Genomic DNA, 13,674 nt, shown 5'->3' with positions numbered 1-13,674 from the left:
GGGGCTGGGCGGGGGCGTTGAGCGCCATGGATGGCGCGAAACGAGGCCCGCATGGACGCAGTTTTTGCCGTCCCCCGCGCAGCCCCACCGCCCGGCCCACCCAAAGCTGCGGCTCTGAAAGCCACCCGCGAGGGGGCCTCACCCGTTCGACCCACGCCCGGTCAGGGCTGCCCGGCGAACACGCGTTCGAGTACCTCGGACAGCTCGTCCTCGGAAAACGGCTTGGTGATGTACGCCTTCGCGCCCTGGCGCATGCCCCACATGCGGTCGGTGTCCTGGTCCTTGGTGGTCACCAGGATCACCGGGATGTGGCGGGTGGTTTCATCGCGGGCCAGCGTGCGGGTGGCCTGGAAGCCGTTGAGGTTGGGCATCACCACGTCCATCAGCACCAGGTCCGGCAGTTCGGCGCGCGCGGTTTCCACGCCGGCCGCCCCATCGGTGGCGGTCAGGATCTGGTGGCCCAGCTTCTCGACGATGCGCTGTATCCCCAACAGCTGCGATGGTGAATCGTCGACGATCAGGATGCGTGCCATGTTGCTCCCCAGGTGATGCCGCAGTGTAGTGCGCCGCTTGCCTCGCGGAGAAGCCGACAACGTGCCGTCCGTCGCCCGCCTGCGACGTTCAGTCGATCCGTACCACGGTACGCCCGTGCGAGCCGCCCGACAGCATGCTTTCAAAGACCGGCGGCAGCTCGGCGAGCCCGATTTCCCGCGTGCAGATCGCTTCCAGGTGCGCCGGCTTCCAGTCGCTGCCCAGACGTTCCCAGACCTGCTCGCGCAGCGCCCGCGGGGCGCTGGCCGAGGACACACCGAGCAGCGAGACGCCGCGCAGGATGAACGGCATCACCGTCATCTCCAGCGAAGGCTCGGCGGCCAGTCCCGCGCTGACCACGCTGCCGTAGCCGACGGTCTGTGCCAGCAGGCTGGCCAGCATCGGGCCGCCTGCATTGTCCAGCCCACCGCCGAAGCGCGCCGACTGCAGCGGCGCGGTGTCGGCCAGCGCATCACGCGGCAGGACCTCGCTGGCACCGATCGCGCGCAGCCAGTCGGCCTGCTCCGGCTTGCCGCTCACCGCATGCACCGTGTAGCCGGCGCGGCTGAAGATATCCACGGCCAGGCTGCCGACTCCGCCGCTGGCACCAGTCACTGCCAGCGGGCCATGCCCGGGCGTCAGGCGGTTGTCCTGCATGCGCAGCAGGGCCAGCGCAGCGGTGAACCCGGCGGTGCCCAGCACCATCGCCTCGCGCGGGGTCAGACCGGCGGGCAGGGCGATGACTGCACTGGATTCCAGCCGGACGTACTGGCTGTAGCCACCGTCACGGGTTTCGCTCAGGCCGCAGCCGGTCGCCAGTACCGCATCGCCCTCGCGCCAGGCCGGATCGCTCGAAGCGACCACCACGCCGGCCACGTCGATGCCGCCGACCAGTGGGAACCGGCGCAGGATCCGGCCGCGGCCGGTCCCGGCCAGGGCGTCCTTGTAGTTGACCGACGACCACTGCGCGCGGATCAGCACCTGCCCGGGGGAAAGATCGTCCACCTGCAGCGGCGCCATACCGCTGTGGTGGCCGTGGTCGTCCTTGTGGATGCGGAAGGCGCTGAAGGTGGCCGGAAGGGACATTGGAACGCTCGCTGACGGGGAAATGTCACCTTACCCCCTTCCAATCCTCCTGGTCCGCCCCATCTTGTAGAATCAGGGAAACCGGTACAAGGCTGGTGTCACGGGAAGGGCCCGTGGCGCGGCCCAATTCAGATGGAGCGTGCATGGCCTGGAATACACCCGGCGGCAACAGGGACGGACAACGTCCCGAAGACAACCGGCGGGGGCCTTCCAAGCCCCGCGGCGGCGGATTTGGTGGTGGCTGGGGTGGGTTCCCGGGGCCGTTGAAAGACATGTTCGATGGCGGCATCGTCCGTTGGATCGTCATTGCGGCGGTCCTGCTGCTGCTGTTCTCCAGCTTCCAGCTGATCGGCGAACAGCAGCGTGGCGTGGTGCTGCGCTTCGGCCAGTTCTCGCGCATCCTGCAGCCAGGCCCCAGCTTCAAGCTGCCCTGGCCGATCGAGTCGGTGACCAAGGTCAACGCCACGGAGATCAAGACCTTCTCGGTCTCGGTGCCGGTGCTGACCCGCGATGAGAACATCGTCAACGTCTCGCTCAACGTGCAGTACCGCATCGATGACCCGCGCCTGTTCCTGTTCGGCACCTTCGATGCCAACCAGGTGCTGGAGCAGTCGGCGCAGAGCGCGGTGCGCGAGGAAGTCGGCCGTGCCGACCTGAACTCGGTGCTCAACAACCGTGGCCCGCTGGCAACCGCCGCTGAAACCCGCCTGCAGACCCTGCTGGGCGCGTATCGCACCGGTGTCACGGTGACCGGCCTGACCCTGCCCGACGCGCGCCCGCCGGAAGAAGTGAAGCCGGCCTTCGACGAGGTCAACGGTGCGCAGCAGGTCAAGGAACGGCTGATCAACGAAGCGCAGGCCTACGCGGCCAAGGTGGTTCCGGAAGCGCGCGGCCAGTCCGCCCGGACCCGTACCACTGCCGAAGGCTACAAGGCCGCCGTGGTCTCGCGTGCAGAGGGTGATGCCCAGCGCTTCACGCTGCTGCAGCAGCAGTACAAGAACGCGCCGGAGGTGACCCGCAAGCGCCTGTGGCTGGAAACGGTCGAGCAGGTGCTGGCCGAGAACCGCAAGGTGATCGGTGGCGACAGCCGCCAGGTGTTGTACGTGCCGTTCCCGGGCGAGACGCGCCCGACCGGTGCAGCGCAGCTTCCCTTGTCCAACCCGGATGTCGTGCTGCCTGCCGTTACCGGCAGTGCAAGCCCCACTCCGCGTGATCCAGGCCGGCCCGTGGGCCGTCCGACGGGACGACCGAGCGGCCGTGAGGAGGGCAGCCAATGAGGAGTTCACTGTGGATCGGCCTGGTGGTCGTGATTCTGTTCGGCCTGCTGGGGTCGGTGTTCGTGGTCCGTGAGGACCAGACCGGCATGGTGCTGAACCTGGGCCGCGTGGTCCGGGCCGACATCAAGCCGGGCCTGCACTTCAAGGTGCCGCTGGTGGAAACGGTGCGCGTGTTCGATCGCCGCTTCCAGGTGCTCGACACCGCGCCGGCGCGTTACTTCACCGCCGAACAGAAGGACGTCAGCGTCGACTTCTTCGCCATCGGTTACATCTCCAACGTGGGCGATTATTTCCGCGCCACCGGTGGCGATCCGCGCGTGGCCAACGCCCGCCTGGCACCGATCATCACCGACTCGTTGCGCAACCAGATCAACTCGCGTTCGCTGACCGAGCTGGTGTCCGGTGACCGCAGCGAACTGATCGCCGACCAGCTGACCGGCATCAACGAAGCCGTGCAGGGGCTGGGCATGCAGATCATCGACCTGCGCATCAAGCAGATCGACCTGCCGACCGACAGCCAGGTGATCAACGACGTGTACGAGCGCATGCGCGCACAGCGCAAGCAGGAAGCGGCCAAGCTGCGGGCGGAGGGCGAAGAGCAGTCGCTCACCATCCGTGCCCAGGCCGACCGCGAGGCGACGGTGCTGGTGGCCGAAGCCGAGCGCGATGCCCAGCGCATGCGCGGTGAAGGTGATGCCGAAGCGACGCGGATCTACGGCCAGGCCGGTTCGGCCGATCCCTCGTTCTTTGCGTTCACCCGCAGCCTGGAGGCCTATCGCAACTCGTTGACCGATGGCAACGGGGTGATCGTGCTGGACAAGAATGATCCGTTCCTGCAGTACCTGAAAAGCGACCGCTGAGCCTACGGCGGTTTCCCACGGGGCCCGGCATGTCCGGGCCCCGTGCTTTTGTGGAGTGGCTGGATGAAAGACCTGTTTGCCGCACTGTGCCTGGTGGCCGTGCTGGAAGGCCTGCTGTTGTTTGCCGCACCACTGGCGTGGAAACGCATGGCCGCGCGTCTGATGGAGCTGCCCGGGCCGGCGCTGCGCAGCTTCGGCGGGCTGGTGTTGCTGGCGGGCTTGAGCCTGCTGTGGTGGGCACGCCACTAGGAACGCGGCTCTCCTGCAGAATTCGCGCGTTGTCGTGTCCGGCTATGTCTCGCTGAAAGAGCCGTTGCTAGCGTCTTGATCTCCATGGTGTGGAGGAAACAACGATGCCAGTGAGCAATGGCATGGCGCGCAGCGCCCAGGGACGTGACCAGTATCTCCAGGCCCAACGAGGCAGGCCGGTCTCCGGCCATCTGCAGTGTGTGCCGCGGCAGCCCGCCGGCATGGTGTGGCGGGTGGCGAACCAGCCCTGGAATGCGCACGCCGCCTTGGCGGCCGGTACGGTGATGTTGCTGGCGGGGAGCCATCTCGCCGGTGCTGCCGCGAGGATCAGCGACGCCCCGGCGCCTTCGCCGGCCATACCCCCGTTGCATCCCGGCCAATCGGCCGCTGGAATCGGCAGGCGGCTGCCGCACAGCGTCGGCTCGCCGAGCGGCCCGTCCGCTGGGGCCACGCAGTCTGATGTGCAACAGGCCCCCGCGCTGCATGCGTTCCATCCCGCACTGTTGCCGCAGATCAGTCATCCGCCGGCGGAGCTGGCCGGACAGGAGGCGCTGCTGGTGGCCGAAGAAAGCGTGGGCGGCGGTCGGTCGTTGCTGTGGCAGGGGATCGCGGCCTGGTTCGCCGATCCGTGTACCGACCTGGACCAGTACGCCAACGGGTTCTGGAAACTCCAGCATCCTGCCGGGCCTGTCGCGCCCAGTTTTTTCAGCGAAGCCAGAAAGACGCTCCAGGCGCAGATGCTGGACAACCTGTCCCACGCATCGCCGGATGCACTGGGCGCGGAGCAGGCACTTGCCTTGACCTGGGCAAGTGCAAGGGACCTTGGCGGTTGGTCGTGGAGCGCGTTCGCTGCGCAGCGCGATGAAATCGCAGCGCTGGCCAGCATGGACGACGTCATGCGACACATCTGCGCCTCGATGCTGAAGGGGCAGGAGACCGTACTGGGGCTGGAACGTTACTTCCGCGTCGGCGTGCTGGTCGTCGGACTGGCGCTGCAACCGGCCGAGCCCGCTGGACTTCATGGCTTGCCGCCTGCCCATCCGGCCGTGCTCGCGCACAAGGCCGATATCGCCCGGCTGCTGGTACACACCGGTATGCCGCAGGCGGAGGCCGAGCAAGCGGCTGACGGCATCTTCGACATGGAAGCCGAGCTGACCCGCGTGCCGATGGAACCGATGCGGATGGGATCCTACAGTCTGCCCCAGGCGATCCATGCATTGCCGGGTTTCCCCTGGGCCGAGGTGTGGAGTGCGCTCAGGCTGGATCCCATGACCGCGCTGTTCACCAGCGTGGAAACCTGCCGGAGCCTGGAGGGCCTGCTGAGCAGCCGTTCGCTGCCCGAGTGGAAGGCCTTCCTGCGCTGCCAGCAGGCGCGACGGATGCAGCATCTGCTGCAGACCGGGCGCCAGCCCGGACAGCTCCTGCACCGGCTGGAGGATTCCCGTGGCGGGCGCCGCCTGCTGGGAGCGTGGTATGGAAGCAGCGCCGACCCCGCCCTGGAAGCCCGGGCACGGGCCCTGTTCGATGGCGTGAAGCAGGTCTATCTGGAGGACCTGGCAGCATCGTCATTGCCAGTGGAGGATAAAAGCCTGCTGCAGGACGTCCTGCACGATGCCAGCCTGCGGTGGGATGACGGGCGCGACATGGATTGGAGCGGCTTCGAGGCCTCGCCTTCGTTTGCGATCAACCTGCAGCGCCTTGCCGGACTCAAGGTGCGGGAAGATATCGAGATCATCGAGGACCCGGCCGGAGCGAGCCGCACCGGCAGTCCGGCCCATCACCTCGCAATGGGCACCAACGTGCGGGACGGGCAGGTGTTCACCACGCCGGCGCTGCTGGGGAGCGTGCAGACAGCGGCGACATCGGCGGAGCACGAATGGGCGACGCTGGGCGTGATGTTGGGGCACGAACTGGCTCACCTGATGGTCGATGGGGGCACCCTCAGCGCAGTGGGCGAGGCGATGATGGAACAAGAGAACGTGGCCATCGGCCAGCGCATCGGGGGCCTGTGGAGCAGCGAGCCCCAGCTCGATCCCCAGCGAGTACGTGGCGAGGCAGCGTGTGACCTGCGTGGATTGAGCGCCAGCCGGCGTGCCGGGGAGGCCGAGGCCGCGCGCGAGGGCAGGGTGTTCGATCTCCGGCGGTTCTTCGTTGCAGCGGCCGGACTGCACGCAGCCAACCCCACCGCGGCCCAGCTTCGAGCGAAGATCAGCGAGGACCACCACCCACCGGGCCCGTTCCGCGCCGAGTTGGGGCGTTCGCTGAAAGGATTCGACGAGGCCTTCGGTTGCGAGCCGCGCCCCTCGACCCCGTTTGACCGGATGTTCACCCAGGCGGCGCCGGTGCGGGCCGCCGCCGAGCCCAACACGGGCTGACCCATGGCGCCGGCACAGGGTGGCACCTGCCCCCTGAAACCCGGATAATGCACAAAAGCCGGACGGGCCCTCCCGTTCGGCTTTTTCTGTGTCCGGGACCTTCCTTCGCCGGCGCCTCCCCGTTGGAGCCGCCATCCCGCGCTGGCCTGTCCTGCCACGGTTTACCCGTCAGCGGCCCCGATGGCCGCACACAATTCGAGGAGCCCGTCATGGGTCAGTCTGTCGTAGTGCTTGGTGCCCAGTGGGGCGATGAAGGCAAGGGCAAGATCGTCGATCTGCTCACCGAGGAAATCGGTGCCGTAGTACGTTTCCAGGGCGGCCACAATGCCGGCCACACGCTGGTCATCAATGGCAAGAAGACCGTCCTGCACCTGATTCCGTCGGGCATCCTGCGCGCCGATGCGCTGTGCCTGATCGGCAACGGCGTGGTGATCTCCCCGGCCGCGCTGCAGAAGGAAATCGCCGAGCTGGAAACCTCCGGCGTGGAAGTGCGTTCGCGCCTGAAGATCTCCCCGGCCGCGCCGCTGATCATGCCCTACCACATCGCCCTGGACCAGGCGCGCGAACGCGCTGCCGGTGGCAAGGCGATCGGCACCACCGGCCGTGGCATCGGTCCGGCCTACGAAGACAAGGTGGCGCGTCGCGGCATCCGCATCGCTGACCTGCACTACCCGGCGCAGTTGGAAGAACTGCTGCGCACCGCGCTGGATTACCACAACTTCGTGCTGACCAAGTACCTGGGCACCGACGCGGTCGATTTCCAGCAGACCTTCGACGAAGCGCTGGCCTTCGGCGAATACGTGCAGCCGATGAAGTCCGACGTGGCCGGCATCCTGCACGACCTTCGCAAGCAGGGTAAGCGGGTGCTGTTCGAAGGGGCGCAGGGCGCGCTGCTGGATATCGACCACGGCACCTACCCGTATGTCACCAGCTCCAACACCACCGTCGGTGGTGCACTGGCCGGTGCCGGCGTGGGCGCTGATTCCATCGACTACGTGCTGGGTATCGCCAAGGCCTACGCTACGCGCGTGGGCGGTGGCCCGTTCCCGACCGAACTGGACGATGAAATCGGCCAAGGCATCCGTGACCGTGGCGCCGAGTACGGTGCATCCACCGGTCGGCCGCGTCGCTGCGGCTGGATGGACATCGTCGCGCTGAAGCGCGCGGTGGCGATCAACGGCATCAGCGGCCTGTGCATCACCAAGCTGGACGTGCTGGATGGCATGGAAAAGCTGAAGATCTGCATCGCCTACGAATACCGTGGCAAGCGCACCGAGTACGCGCCGCTGGATGGCCAGGGCTGGGAAGAGTGCACGCCGGTGTACCTGGAGTTCCCGGGTTGGACCGAGAACACCCACGGCATCACCAACTGGGATGACCTGCCGCCGGCCGCACGTGCCTACCTGCGTTCGCTGGAAGAGCTGGCCGGTTGCCCGATCAGCATCGTGTCGACCGGTCCGGACCGTGACCACACCATGGTCCTGCAGGACCCGTTCGCCTGATCCCAGACGACGCGATGACCCGGTAGCGCCGAGCCATGCTCGGCGGGCTCCACCAGAGGGCGTGACGACCACACCGGTCGTCACGCCCTTTGCCGTCTTAAACCTGCGTGACCGGCGATGACACTGCACATCGCCCTCGCTGGCCCTACACGGCGCATTTACCGCAGGCGCTCCACCCTCGGCGCATCACCCACCAGGAATCACCGATGACCGCCTATACCCTGCAGGACCTGGCCAAGAAGATGGCCGACATCGATTTCGTCATGTTGCAGACCACCACCGACGGGGGTGAGCATGCGGCGCGGCCGATGAGCAACAACGGCGACGTCGACTACGACGGTGACAGCTGGTTCTTCACCTTTGAAAACACGCGCATGGTGGCCGACATCCGCCGCGACCCCAAGGTGGGCCTCTCCTTCACCGGTGCCAAGTCGCTGCTGGGCAAACCGCCGATCTTCGTCGCCGTGCAGGGCCATTGCCACCTGCATACGGACAAGGCGACCTTCGCCGAGCATTGGGTCAAGGACCTGGAGCGCTGGTTCGAGCAGGGCATCGATACCCCGGGCATCGTGCTGCTGCACGTGCGTGCCTCGCGCATCACCTGGTGGGATGGCGAGGACAATGGCGAGTTGACGGTGTGACGCGAGGGTAGGGTTCCCGCCGAGCATGGCTCGGCGCTACCAGAAACCCGCCCACCTGGTAGCGCCGACCCATGGTCGGCGAGCGCAGCGGCGCCCTCGGAATCAATGCCCCGTCAGCAACGGATACGGGTTGATCGAATCTCCCTTCCACCACTGCTTCTCCGGTCCCAGCACATGGACTTCAAAGTGCAGGTGCGGCGCCTGGGGACTGGCGTTGCCGGTGCTGCCTACGTAGCCGATCACCTCGCCCCGCTTGATCTGCTTCTTCTCCGCCAACCCGTCGGCGTAACGCTGCAGGTGAGCGTAGTAGTAGCAGTGCACGCCATCTGGGTCGAACTGGTACATCGTCAGCCCGCCCTTGTCGCTGTCGAACAGTTTCTCGACATGGCCGTCCGCCACCGCCAGTACCGGCGTGCCTTCGGCCGCCATGATGTCGATGGCATCGTGCACCCGGCCCTCGCTGCGCGCATCGGTGAAGGTGTCCTGCAACTGCGAAGGCGAGATGCCCTGCACCGGCAGCAGCAGTCCGCTGGACGCGGACGCGGGCGCGGGCGCGGTGGCAGGCGTGGCGACCACCGGTGCAACCGGCAGGGCCGGCGCCGCAGCGGTCACCTGCAGCGATGAACGAGACGGTCCGGACACCGCTTCAGGCGTCACCGAAGGCGACGGCGCCGGTTCACCCGGCACCGCAATCACCGACGCCGGATCCACCGGCGCGATGTCCACCGCCGCGCCGCGCTGGCCGAACAGCCACCAACCGGTGCCGATACCCACCACCAACCCCACTGCGATCAACGGCATCACGCGCATCGGCTTACTCCTGCATCACCACGGTCAACGACGGTCCCACGGCATCGGCCACGCGCAGCGCATCCCAGTTGGTCATGCGCACGCAGCCATGCGATTCGGTCTTGCCGACATGGCCCGGCTCGGGCGTGCCGTGCAGGCCGTAGTGGGGCTTGGAAATGTCGATCCACACCACGCCTACAGGATTGTTCGGGCCCGGCGGAAGGGTCTGCTTGCTGTCACCCTTCTTCGCGTCCCAGAACAGCTTGGGGTTGTAGTGGAAGGTGGGATCACGCGCAACGCCGAGGATCTTCCACTCGCCGATCGGCAACGGATCGTGCTGGCTGCCGGAGGAGACGGGTACCTGCGCCAGGACCTTGCCCTGGTCGTCCAGTAGCTGCAGGGTGGAATCGGATTTGTCGATCAACACCTTGGCCGCCTTCGGCAAGGCGCCGCTGCCGATGTTCGGCACCTGGATCGACGTGCCGGCCTTGCCCAGATCCACGCCCAGGTTAAGCGCCTTGAGCAGGTCCGGGGAGGCGTGGAAGCGCTCGCCGAGCGCTTCGGCCACCGAGCCGAAGCCCAGCGCTTTGAGCTGCGCCTGCGCGGCAGGCCCCTTCGGCGTGGGCTGGAATGGACCGGCCACATCTTCGGCGGTGAGCGTGTAGCGCACCAGCATGTTGGTGCTGTCGGCCTGCAGCGCCTGCCAGGTTTCCTCGTCCAGCTCGCCGGTCACCTTGAGTCCGCGAGCAGCCTGGAACCCGGTAACGGCACGGCGCTGGTTCGAGCCCACCTCGCCGTCGATCTGGCCGGGCGAGAAGTTCGCCCGGTCCAGCAATACCTGCGCATGCAGTGGCGAGCGTGGCTCGATGTTCACCGGCTGCGCGGCAGCAGTCTGGGCGGGGGCGGCCGGTGCCGGTGCCTGGGCCATCGCCAGTGGCGCGGCCGCCAGGCCGAGGCAGGCGATCAGCAGGGAAGAAAGGGGCAGGCGCTTGGGCAACATCGGGAATTCCTTGTTCGAATGCCTCCACCATGCCCATGAGACGTGCGCAGCCACCGTGAAAAGGCTGACGGGCGGCTGAGCGCTCGGCGTCGACGGGTGCGGGGCAAGCGAGACACTACCGCTGCGCTGCAACTTGGCCGATGCTACGCAGCAGACAAGGGGATGCCATGGACAGCAGTGACAATCCAGCGCCTGCAGGCGCACCGGCGCCGCCGCCGCCGAGGGTATTCGACTGGTCGCTGATACCGCTCGCGGAGGGCAACGAAGATTCGATTGTGCTGCAGGCTTCGCGCCGCATGCAGCGCGAGCCGGCGCTGCTGTTCACCACCGCTTACCTGCTGGTATCGGCACTGGGCCTGTGGTGCAGTTATTGGTTCTATCGCGGATTCGGGATATCGATCCTGGATTACCTGCAGGCCAGTGACTTCCTGGTCGCCGGCGTGCGCGACCCGGTATACATCGCCCTGTTGCTGCTGGGCGTGCTGCTGGTATTGCTGGTGACCTGGCCGGAGACGCTGCGCCTGCGCAATCCGGAAACGGCCGCTCGCTTGAAGGATCGCAACCGGTTGTGGCGACTGCTGCTGGGGCGTTCGGTGTTCACCAGTTGGGAAGCGACCCGGATGCGTCCGCTGACCGCGATGACCGTGGCCGTGACGCTGTTCATGGCGGTGGCGGCAGCCGGTTACGTATCCCAGCGCGGCAACGACATCCGCGATCGTCGCGCAGGTGATGCGGTGACCGTACACTTGATCGGCGATGTCACCGCATTACCGGGGCAGGCGCGGCTGCTGGGCACCAGCAGCGCGTTCGTGTTCCTGTGGTGGCCGGCGCAGCGACGGGCGGAGGCGGTTCCGATCGCCGCCGTACGCCGTGTGCAGGCAGCCGGCATACGCCGCGGCGCGGTACCGACGCCACCGGCCCGAACCGCCCGCTGACGCTCCACCCCCAGCGGTGTCAGCTGTCCTTGGCATCCTTGCGGCCACTGCCGCTTTTGTTGCCACCGCCATCCTGCTTGTTGACCGTGGCCCACGCGATCCGTTCGGCATCACTGGCCGAGCGACCCTTGTCCTTCTCGCTCTCTTCGATGTGCGCCGCCTTGCGCTTCTGCTTGTCCGTGTAGGCGGATTTATCACCTTGGGTCATGAGGTTTCTCCTCTCAGGGGATCAAGCCAGCAGGCGCAGTTTCGGTTCGCGCGCCCATTGGCGGGTTGCGGCGGCCGCAATGAAACCCTTGGCATCGGACGCCTGCACGATGCCCGGATCACTGCCGACGCCGGCGGCTTTGAGCAGCGCCTTGGCACCCTCGTCGTGGCCGATGGCCTTCAGGTGCGCCCACGCGTTGCTGACGAAATCAATGGCGGCGGACTCCTTGGACAGCGCCTTGCCGGCCTCGGCACTCAGCACCACCGCGACCGCATCGAATACCACCGACGGCGTACCGGCAAGCTGGCCATCGGCGGCCTGGCGCTTGCCGTCGCTCAGCACGCCGCCGCCCAGCTTGGGCGCCACCAGCTTCACCTCGGCGCCCGCCTTCTGCGCCGCGTTGCGCAGTGCGGCGATGGTGCCGGCGTCGGATCCTTCATCGAACAGGATGCCGATGCACCGGCCCTGCAGGGTGTCCTTGCCTCGCCCGATGGTGCGCACCTCCGGGGCGTTGGGCAGGTCCTGCGCGGGGACCGCGGCCGGGGCAGGGGCCGGCAGCGTGTCCATGCCCAGGCCATCGGCCACGCGCTGGGCCAGGCTGTCATCGACATTGCGCAGCTGGCTGACAGTGCGCTCGCGCACCGCCGCGGTTTCCACCTTTGACAGTTCGAACACCAGCGCGGACGCCAGGTGCGCCTGCTCCGGCTTCTCCAGGCTGCGGAAGAACATCCGCGCCTGGCTGAAGTGGTCGGAAAAACTTTCGGCGCGGGTGCGGCCCTTGCGCCCGTCATCGGCGGTGGCATGGCTGCGGAAACCGGCCGGCGTTTCTCGCGGCGTGTCCGCTTCCAGCGAACTGGGGTCATAGGCCACCCGGCCCTTGGGCACCTGCATCTGCATGTGGCCATCGCGCTGGTGGTTGGCGAACGGGCACTTCGGTGCATTGACCGGAATCTGGTGGAAATTCGGCCCGCCCAGGCGGATCAGCTGGGTGTCCAGATAGGAGAACAACCGCCCCTGCAGCAGCGGATCGTTGCTGAAATCAATGCCGGGCGGCACGTTGGCCGGGCAGTACGCCACCTGTTCGGTTTCGGCGAAGAAATTGTCCGGCCAGCGATCCAGCACCATCCTGCCGATCACCTGCAGCGGCACCAGCGATTCGGGGACGATCTTGGTCGGGTCCAGGTGGTCGAACGGGAACTGCTCGGCCTCATCTTCGGTGAACAGCTGCACGGCCAGTTCCCACTCGGGGAAGTCGCCACGCTGGATCGCTTCGAAGAGGTCGCGGCGCTGGAAATCATTGTCGGCACCCTGCAGTTTCAGGGCTTCGTCCCAGACGGTCGACTGCAGGCCCAGCTTGGGCCGCCAGTGGAATTTGACGAACGTGGAGTTACCGGCGTCGTCGAGCAGGCGGAAGCTGTGGATGCCGAAGCCTTCGATCATCCGCAGCGACCGCGGAATGGTGCGATCGCTCATCGCCCACATGATCATGTGCATGGATTCAGGCATCAGGGACACGAAGTCCCAGAACGTGTCATGGGCGCTGGCGGCCTGCGGGAAGGCACGGTCCGGCTCCATCTTCACTGCGTGGATCAGGTCGGGGAACTTCAGCGCATCCTGGATGAAGAACACCGGGATGTTGTTTCCGACCAGGTCCCAGTTCCCTTCAGGGGTATACAGCTTCACCGCGAATCCGCGCACATCGCGCGGGGTGTCCACCGAGCCCGCGCCGCCGGCTACGGTGGAAAAACGCGTGAACACCGGCGTCTTGACGCCGACTTCGGTCAGCACCTTCGCGCGGGTGAACTTGCCCAGCGAACGGGTCAGCTCGAAGTAGCCATGGGCGGCGCTGCCGCGCGCATGCACGATACGTTCCGGGATCCGTTCGTGGTCGAAGTGGGTGATCTTCTCGCGCAGCAGGAAGTCTTCCAGCAGGCTGGGGCCACGCGGCCCTGCACGCAGTGAGTTCTGGTTGTCGGAAACCGGAATGCCCTGGTTGCTGGTGAGGACCGGGTGGGAGCCACCGGCCAACTGGTGCAGTTCATCGCCCTGGCCGCGCTGCTCCAGCGCCTCGCTGGACGACGGTGCGGATGTGGGCTGGGCGGGTGCGCGCTTGCCGGAGGGCTTGCTGGCGGCCATCGAGGGATCTCCTGGGGGTTCGGCGGGGTTCTCCCATCGACTGTGGGGCTACAGGTGTTAACCCCGGGTCCCGGGCAGGTGAGTG

Annotated in this window: 12 protein-coding genes and 1 pseudogene; 7 read left to right on the top strand and 6 right to left on the bottom strand. The window is 66.9% G+C overall.

Features of this window, described 5'->3' with window-relative positions; all coding sequences use genetic code 11:
• Positions 1-161: 161 nt before the first annotated feature.
• Together pilH and H9654_RS07575 are read right to left on the bottom strand one after the other, a co-directional pair.
• Entirely contained in the window at positions 162-533 is a 372-nt protein-coding gene (gene pilH, locus H9654_RS07580; RefSeq protein ID WP_101099900.1) for a twitching motility response regulator PilH, read from the bottom strand.
• Positions 534-621: 88 nt separating this feature from the next.
• Entirely contained in the window at positions 622-1,617 is a 996-nt protein-coding gene (locus H9654_RS07575; RefSeq protein WP_191770212.1) for a YhdH/YhfP family quinone oxidoreductase, read from the bottom strand.
• 143 nt (positions 1,618-1,760) lie between these two features.
• Here H9654_RS07575 and hflK point away from each other — a divergent pair, with 143 nt between their 5' ends.
• From hflK to H9654_RS07545, 6 genes are all read left to right on the top strand, one after another.
• Positions 1,761-2,894, top strand: coding sequence for an FtsH protease activity modulator HflK (hflK, locus tag H9654_RS07570; protein ID WP_191770210.1), 1,134 nt, complete (start codon positions 1,761-1,763; stop codon positions 2,892-2,894).
• Complete coding sequence (gene hflC, locus H9654_RS07565; protein WP_042613511.1) at positions 2,891-3,754, top strand: protease modulator HflC; 864 nt, start codon at positions 2,891-2,893, stop codon at positions 3,752-3,754. Before hflK ends, hflC begins: the two co-directional genes overlap by 4 nt.
• A gap of 63 nt (positions 3,755-3,817) precedes the next feature.
• A complete protein-coding gene (locus tag H9654_RS07560) occupies positions 3,818-4,003 on the top strand; it encodes a DUF2065 domain-containing protein (protein ID WP_101099903.1) in 186 nt (61 codons plus the stop codon).
• Positions 4,004-4,107: 104 nt separating this feature from the next.
• Positions 4,108-6,378, top strand: coding sequence for a gluzincin family metallopeptidase (locus H9654_RS07555; protein WP_191770208.1), 2,271 nt, complete (start codon positions 4,108-4,110; stop codon positions 6,376-6,378).
• 209 nt (positions 6,379-6,587) lie between these two features.
• Complete coding sequence (locus H9654_RS07550; RefSeq protein ID WP_042613514.1) at positions 6,588-7,880, top strand: adenylosuccinate synthase; 1,293 nt, start codon at positions 6,588-6,590, stop codon at positions 7,878-7,880.
• A gap of 206 nt (positions 7,881-8,086) precedes the next feature.
• Complete coding sequence (locus H9654_RS07545) at positions 8,087-8,521, top strand: pyridoxamine 5'-phosphate oxidase family protein (RefSeq protein ID WP_191770207.1); 435 nt, start codon at positions 8,087-8,089, stop codon at positions 8,519-8,521.
• Positions 8,522-8,623: 102 nt separating this feature from the next.
• On the opposite strand, the gene H9654_RS07540 is transcribed toward H9654_RS07545, so the two are convergent.
• Together H9654_RS07540 and H9654_RS07535 are read right to left on the bottom strand one after the other, a co-directional pair.
• On the bottom strand, positions 8,624-9,331 hold the full coding sequence (locus tag H9654_RS07540; RefSeq protein WP_191770205.1) for a M23 family metallopeptidase: 708 nt from the start codon (positions 9,329-9,331) through the stop codon (positions 8,624-8,626).
• Between the two features lie 4 nt (positions 9,332-9,335).
• A complete protein-coding gene (locus H9654_RS07535) occupies positions 9,336-10,238 on the bottom strand; it encodes a L,D-transpeptidase family protein (protein WP_406833461.1) in 903 nt (300 codons plus the stop codon).
• 239 nt (positions 10,239-10,477) lie between these two features.
• Between H9654_RS07535 and H9654_RS07530 the strand changes: the two genes are divergently transcribed.
• Positions 10,478-11,245, top strand: coding sequence for a hypothetical protein (locus tag H9654_RS07530; RefSeq protein ID WP_191770201.1), 768 nt, complete (start codon positions 10,478-10,480; stop codon positions 11,243-11,245).
• A 28-nt stretch (positions 11,246-11,273) separates the two neighbouring features.
• Here H9654_RS07530 and H9654_RS07525 read toward each other — a convergent pair.
• Together H9654_RS07525 and H9654_RS07520 are read right to left on the bottom strand one after the other, a co-directional pair.
• Positions 11,274-11,453 (bottom strand): annotated as a pseudogene (locus tag H9654_RS07525) (hypothetical protein); the annotation flags it as partial.
• Positions 11,454-11,474: 21 nt separating this feature from the next.
• A complete protein-coding gene (locus H9654_RS07520; RefSeq protein ID WP_191770199.1) occupies positions 11,475-13,589 on the bottom strand; it encodes a catalase in 2,115 nt (704 codons plus the stop codon).
• Between the last annotated feature and the right edge of the window lie 85 nt (positions 13,590-13,674).

This window comes from Stenotrophomonas lacuserhaii (genome assembly GCF_014836545.1).
GTDB classification, from domain to species: Bacteria; Pseudomonadota; Gammaproteobacteria; order Xanthomonadales; family Xanthomonadaceae; genus Stenotrophomonas; species Stenotrophomonas lacuserhaii.
The sequence above is the reverse complement of the archived record's forward strand: the minus strand, read 5'-3'. Positions and strand labels throughout refer to the sequence as shown.

Excerpts from the sequence above, each read along its gene's own strand:
- H9654_RS07520 (WP_191770199.1), bottom strand. The coding sequence starts at position 13,589 with ATGGCCGCCAGCAAGCCCTCCGGCAAGCGCGCACCCGCCCAGCCCACA.
- H9654_RS07550 (WP_042613514.1), top strand. The coding sequence starts at position 6,588 with ATGGGTCAGTCTGTCGTAGTGCTTGGTGCCCAGTGGGGCGATGAAGGC.
- hflC (WP_042613511.1), top strand. The coding sequence starts at position 2,891 with ATGAGGAGTTCACTGTGGATCGGCCTGGTGGTCGTGATTCTGTTCGGC.
- H9654_RS07535 (WP_406833461.1), bottom strand. The coding sequence starts at position 10,238 with ATGGCCCAGGCACCGGCACCGGCCGCCCCCGCCCAGACTGCTGCCGCG.
- H9654_RS07545 (WP_191770207.1), top strand. The coding sequence starts at position 8,087 with ATGACCGCCTATACCCTGCAGGACCTGGCCAAGAAGATGGCCGACATC.
- H9654_RS07560 (WP_101099903.1), top strand. The coding sequence starts at position 3,818 with ATGAAAGACCTGTTTGCCGCACTGTGCCTGGTGGCCGTGCTGGAAGGC.
- H9654_RS07530 (WP_191770201.1), top strand. The coding sequence starts at position 10,478 with ATGGACAGCAGTGACAATCCAGCGCCTGCAGGCGCACCGGCGCCGCCG.
- pilH (WP_101099900.1), bottom strand. The coding sequence starts at position 533 with ATGGCACGCATCCTGATCGTCGACGATTCACCATCGCAGCTGTTGGGG.
- H9654_RS07540 (WP_191770205.1), bottom strand. The coding sequence starts at position 9,331 with ATGCGCGTGATGCCGTTGATCGCAGTGGGGTTGGTGGTGGGTATCGGC.
- hflK (WP_191770210.1), top strand. The coding sequence starts at position 1,761 with ATGGCCTGGAATACACCCGGCGGCAACAGGGACGGACAACGTCCCGAA.
- H9654_RS07575 (WP_191770212.1), bottom strand. The coding sequence starts at position 1,617 with ATGTCCCTTCCGGCCACCTTCAGCGCCTTCCGCATCCACAAGGACGAC.
- H9654_RS07555 (WP_191770208.1), top strand. The coding sequence starts at position 4,108 with ATGCCAGTGAGCAATGGCATGGCGCGCAGCGCCCAGGGACGTGACCAG.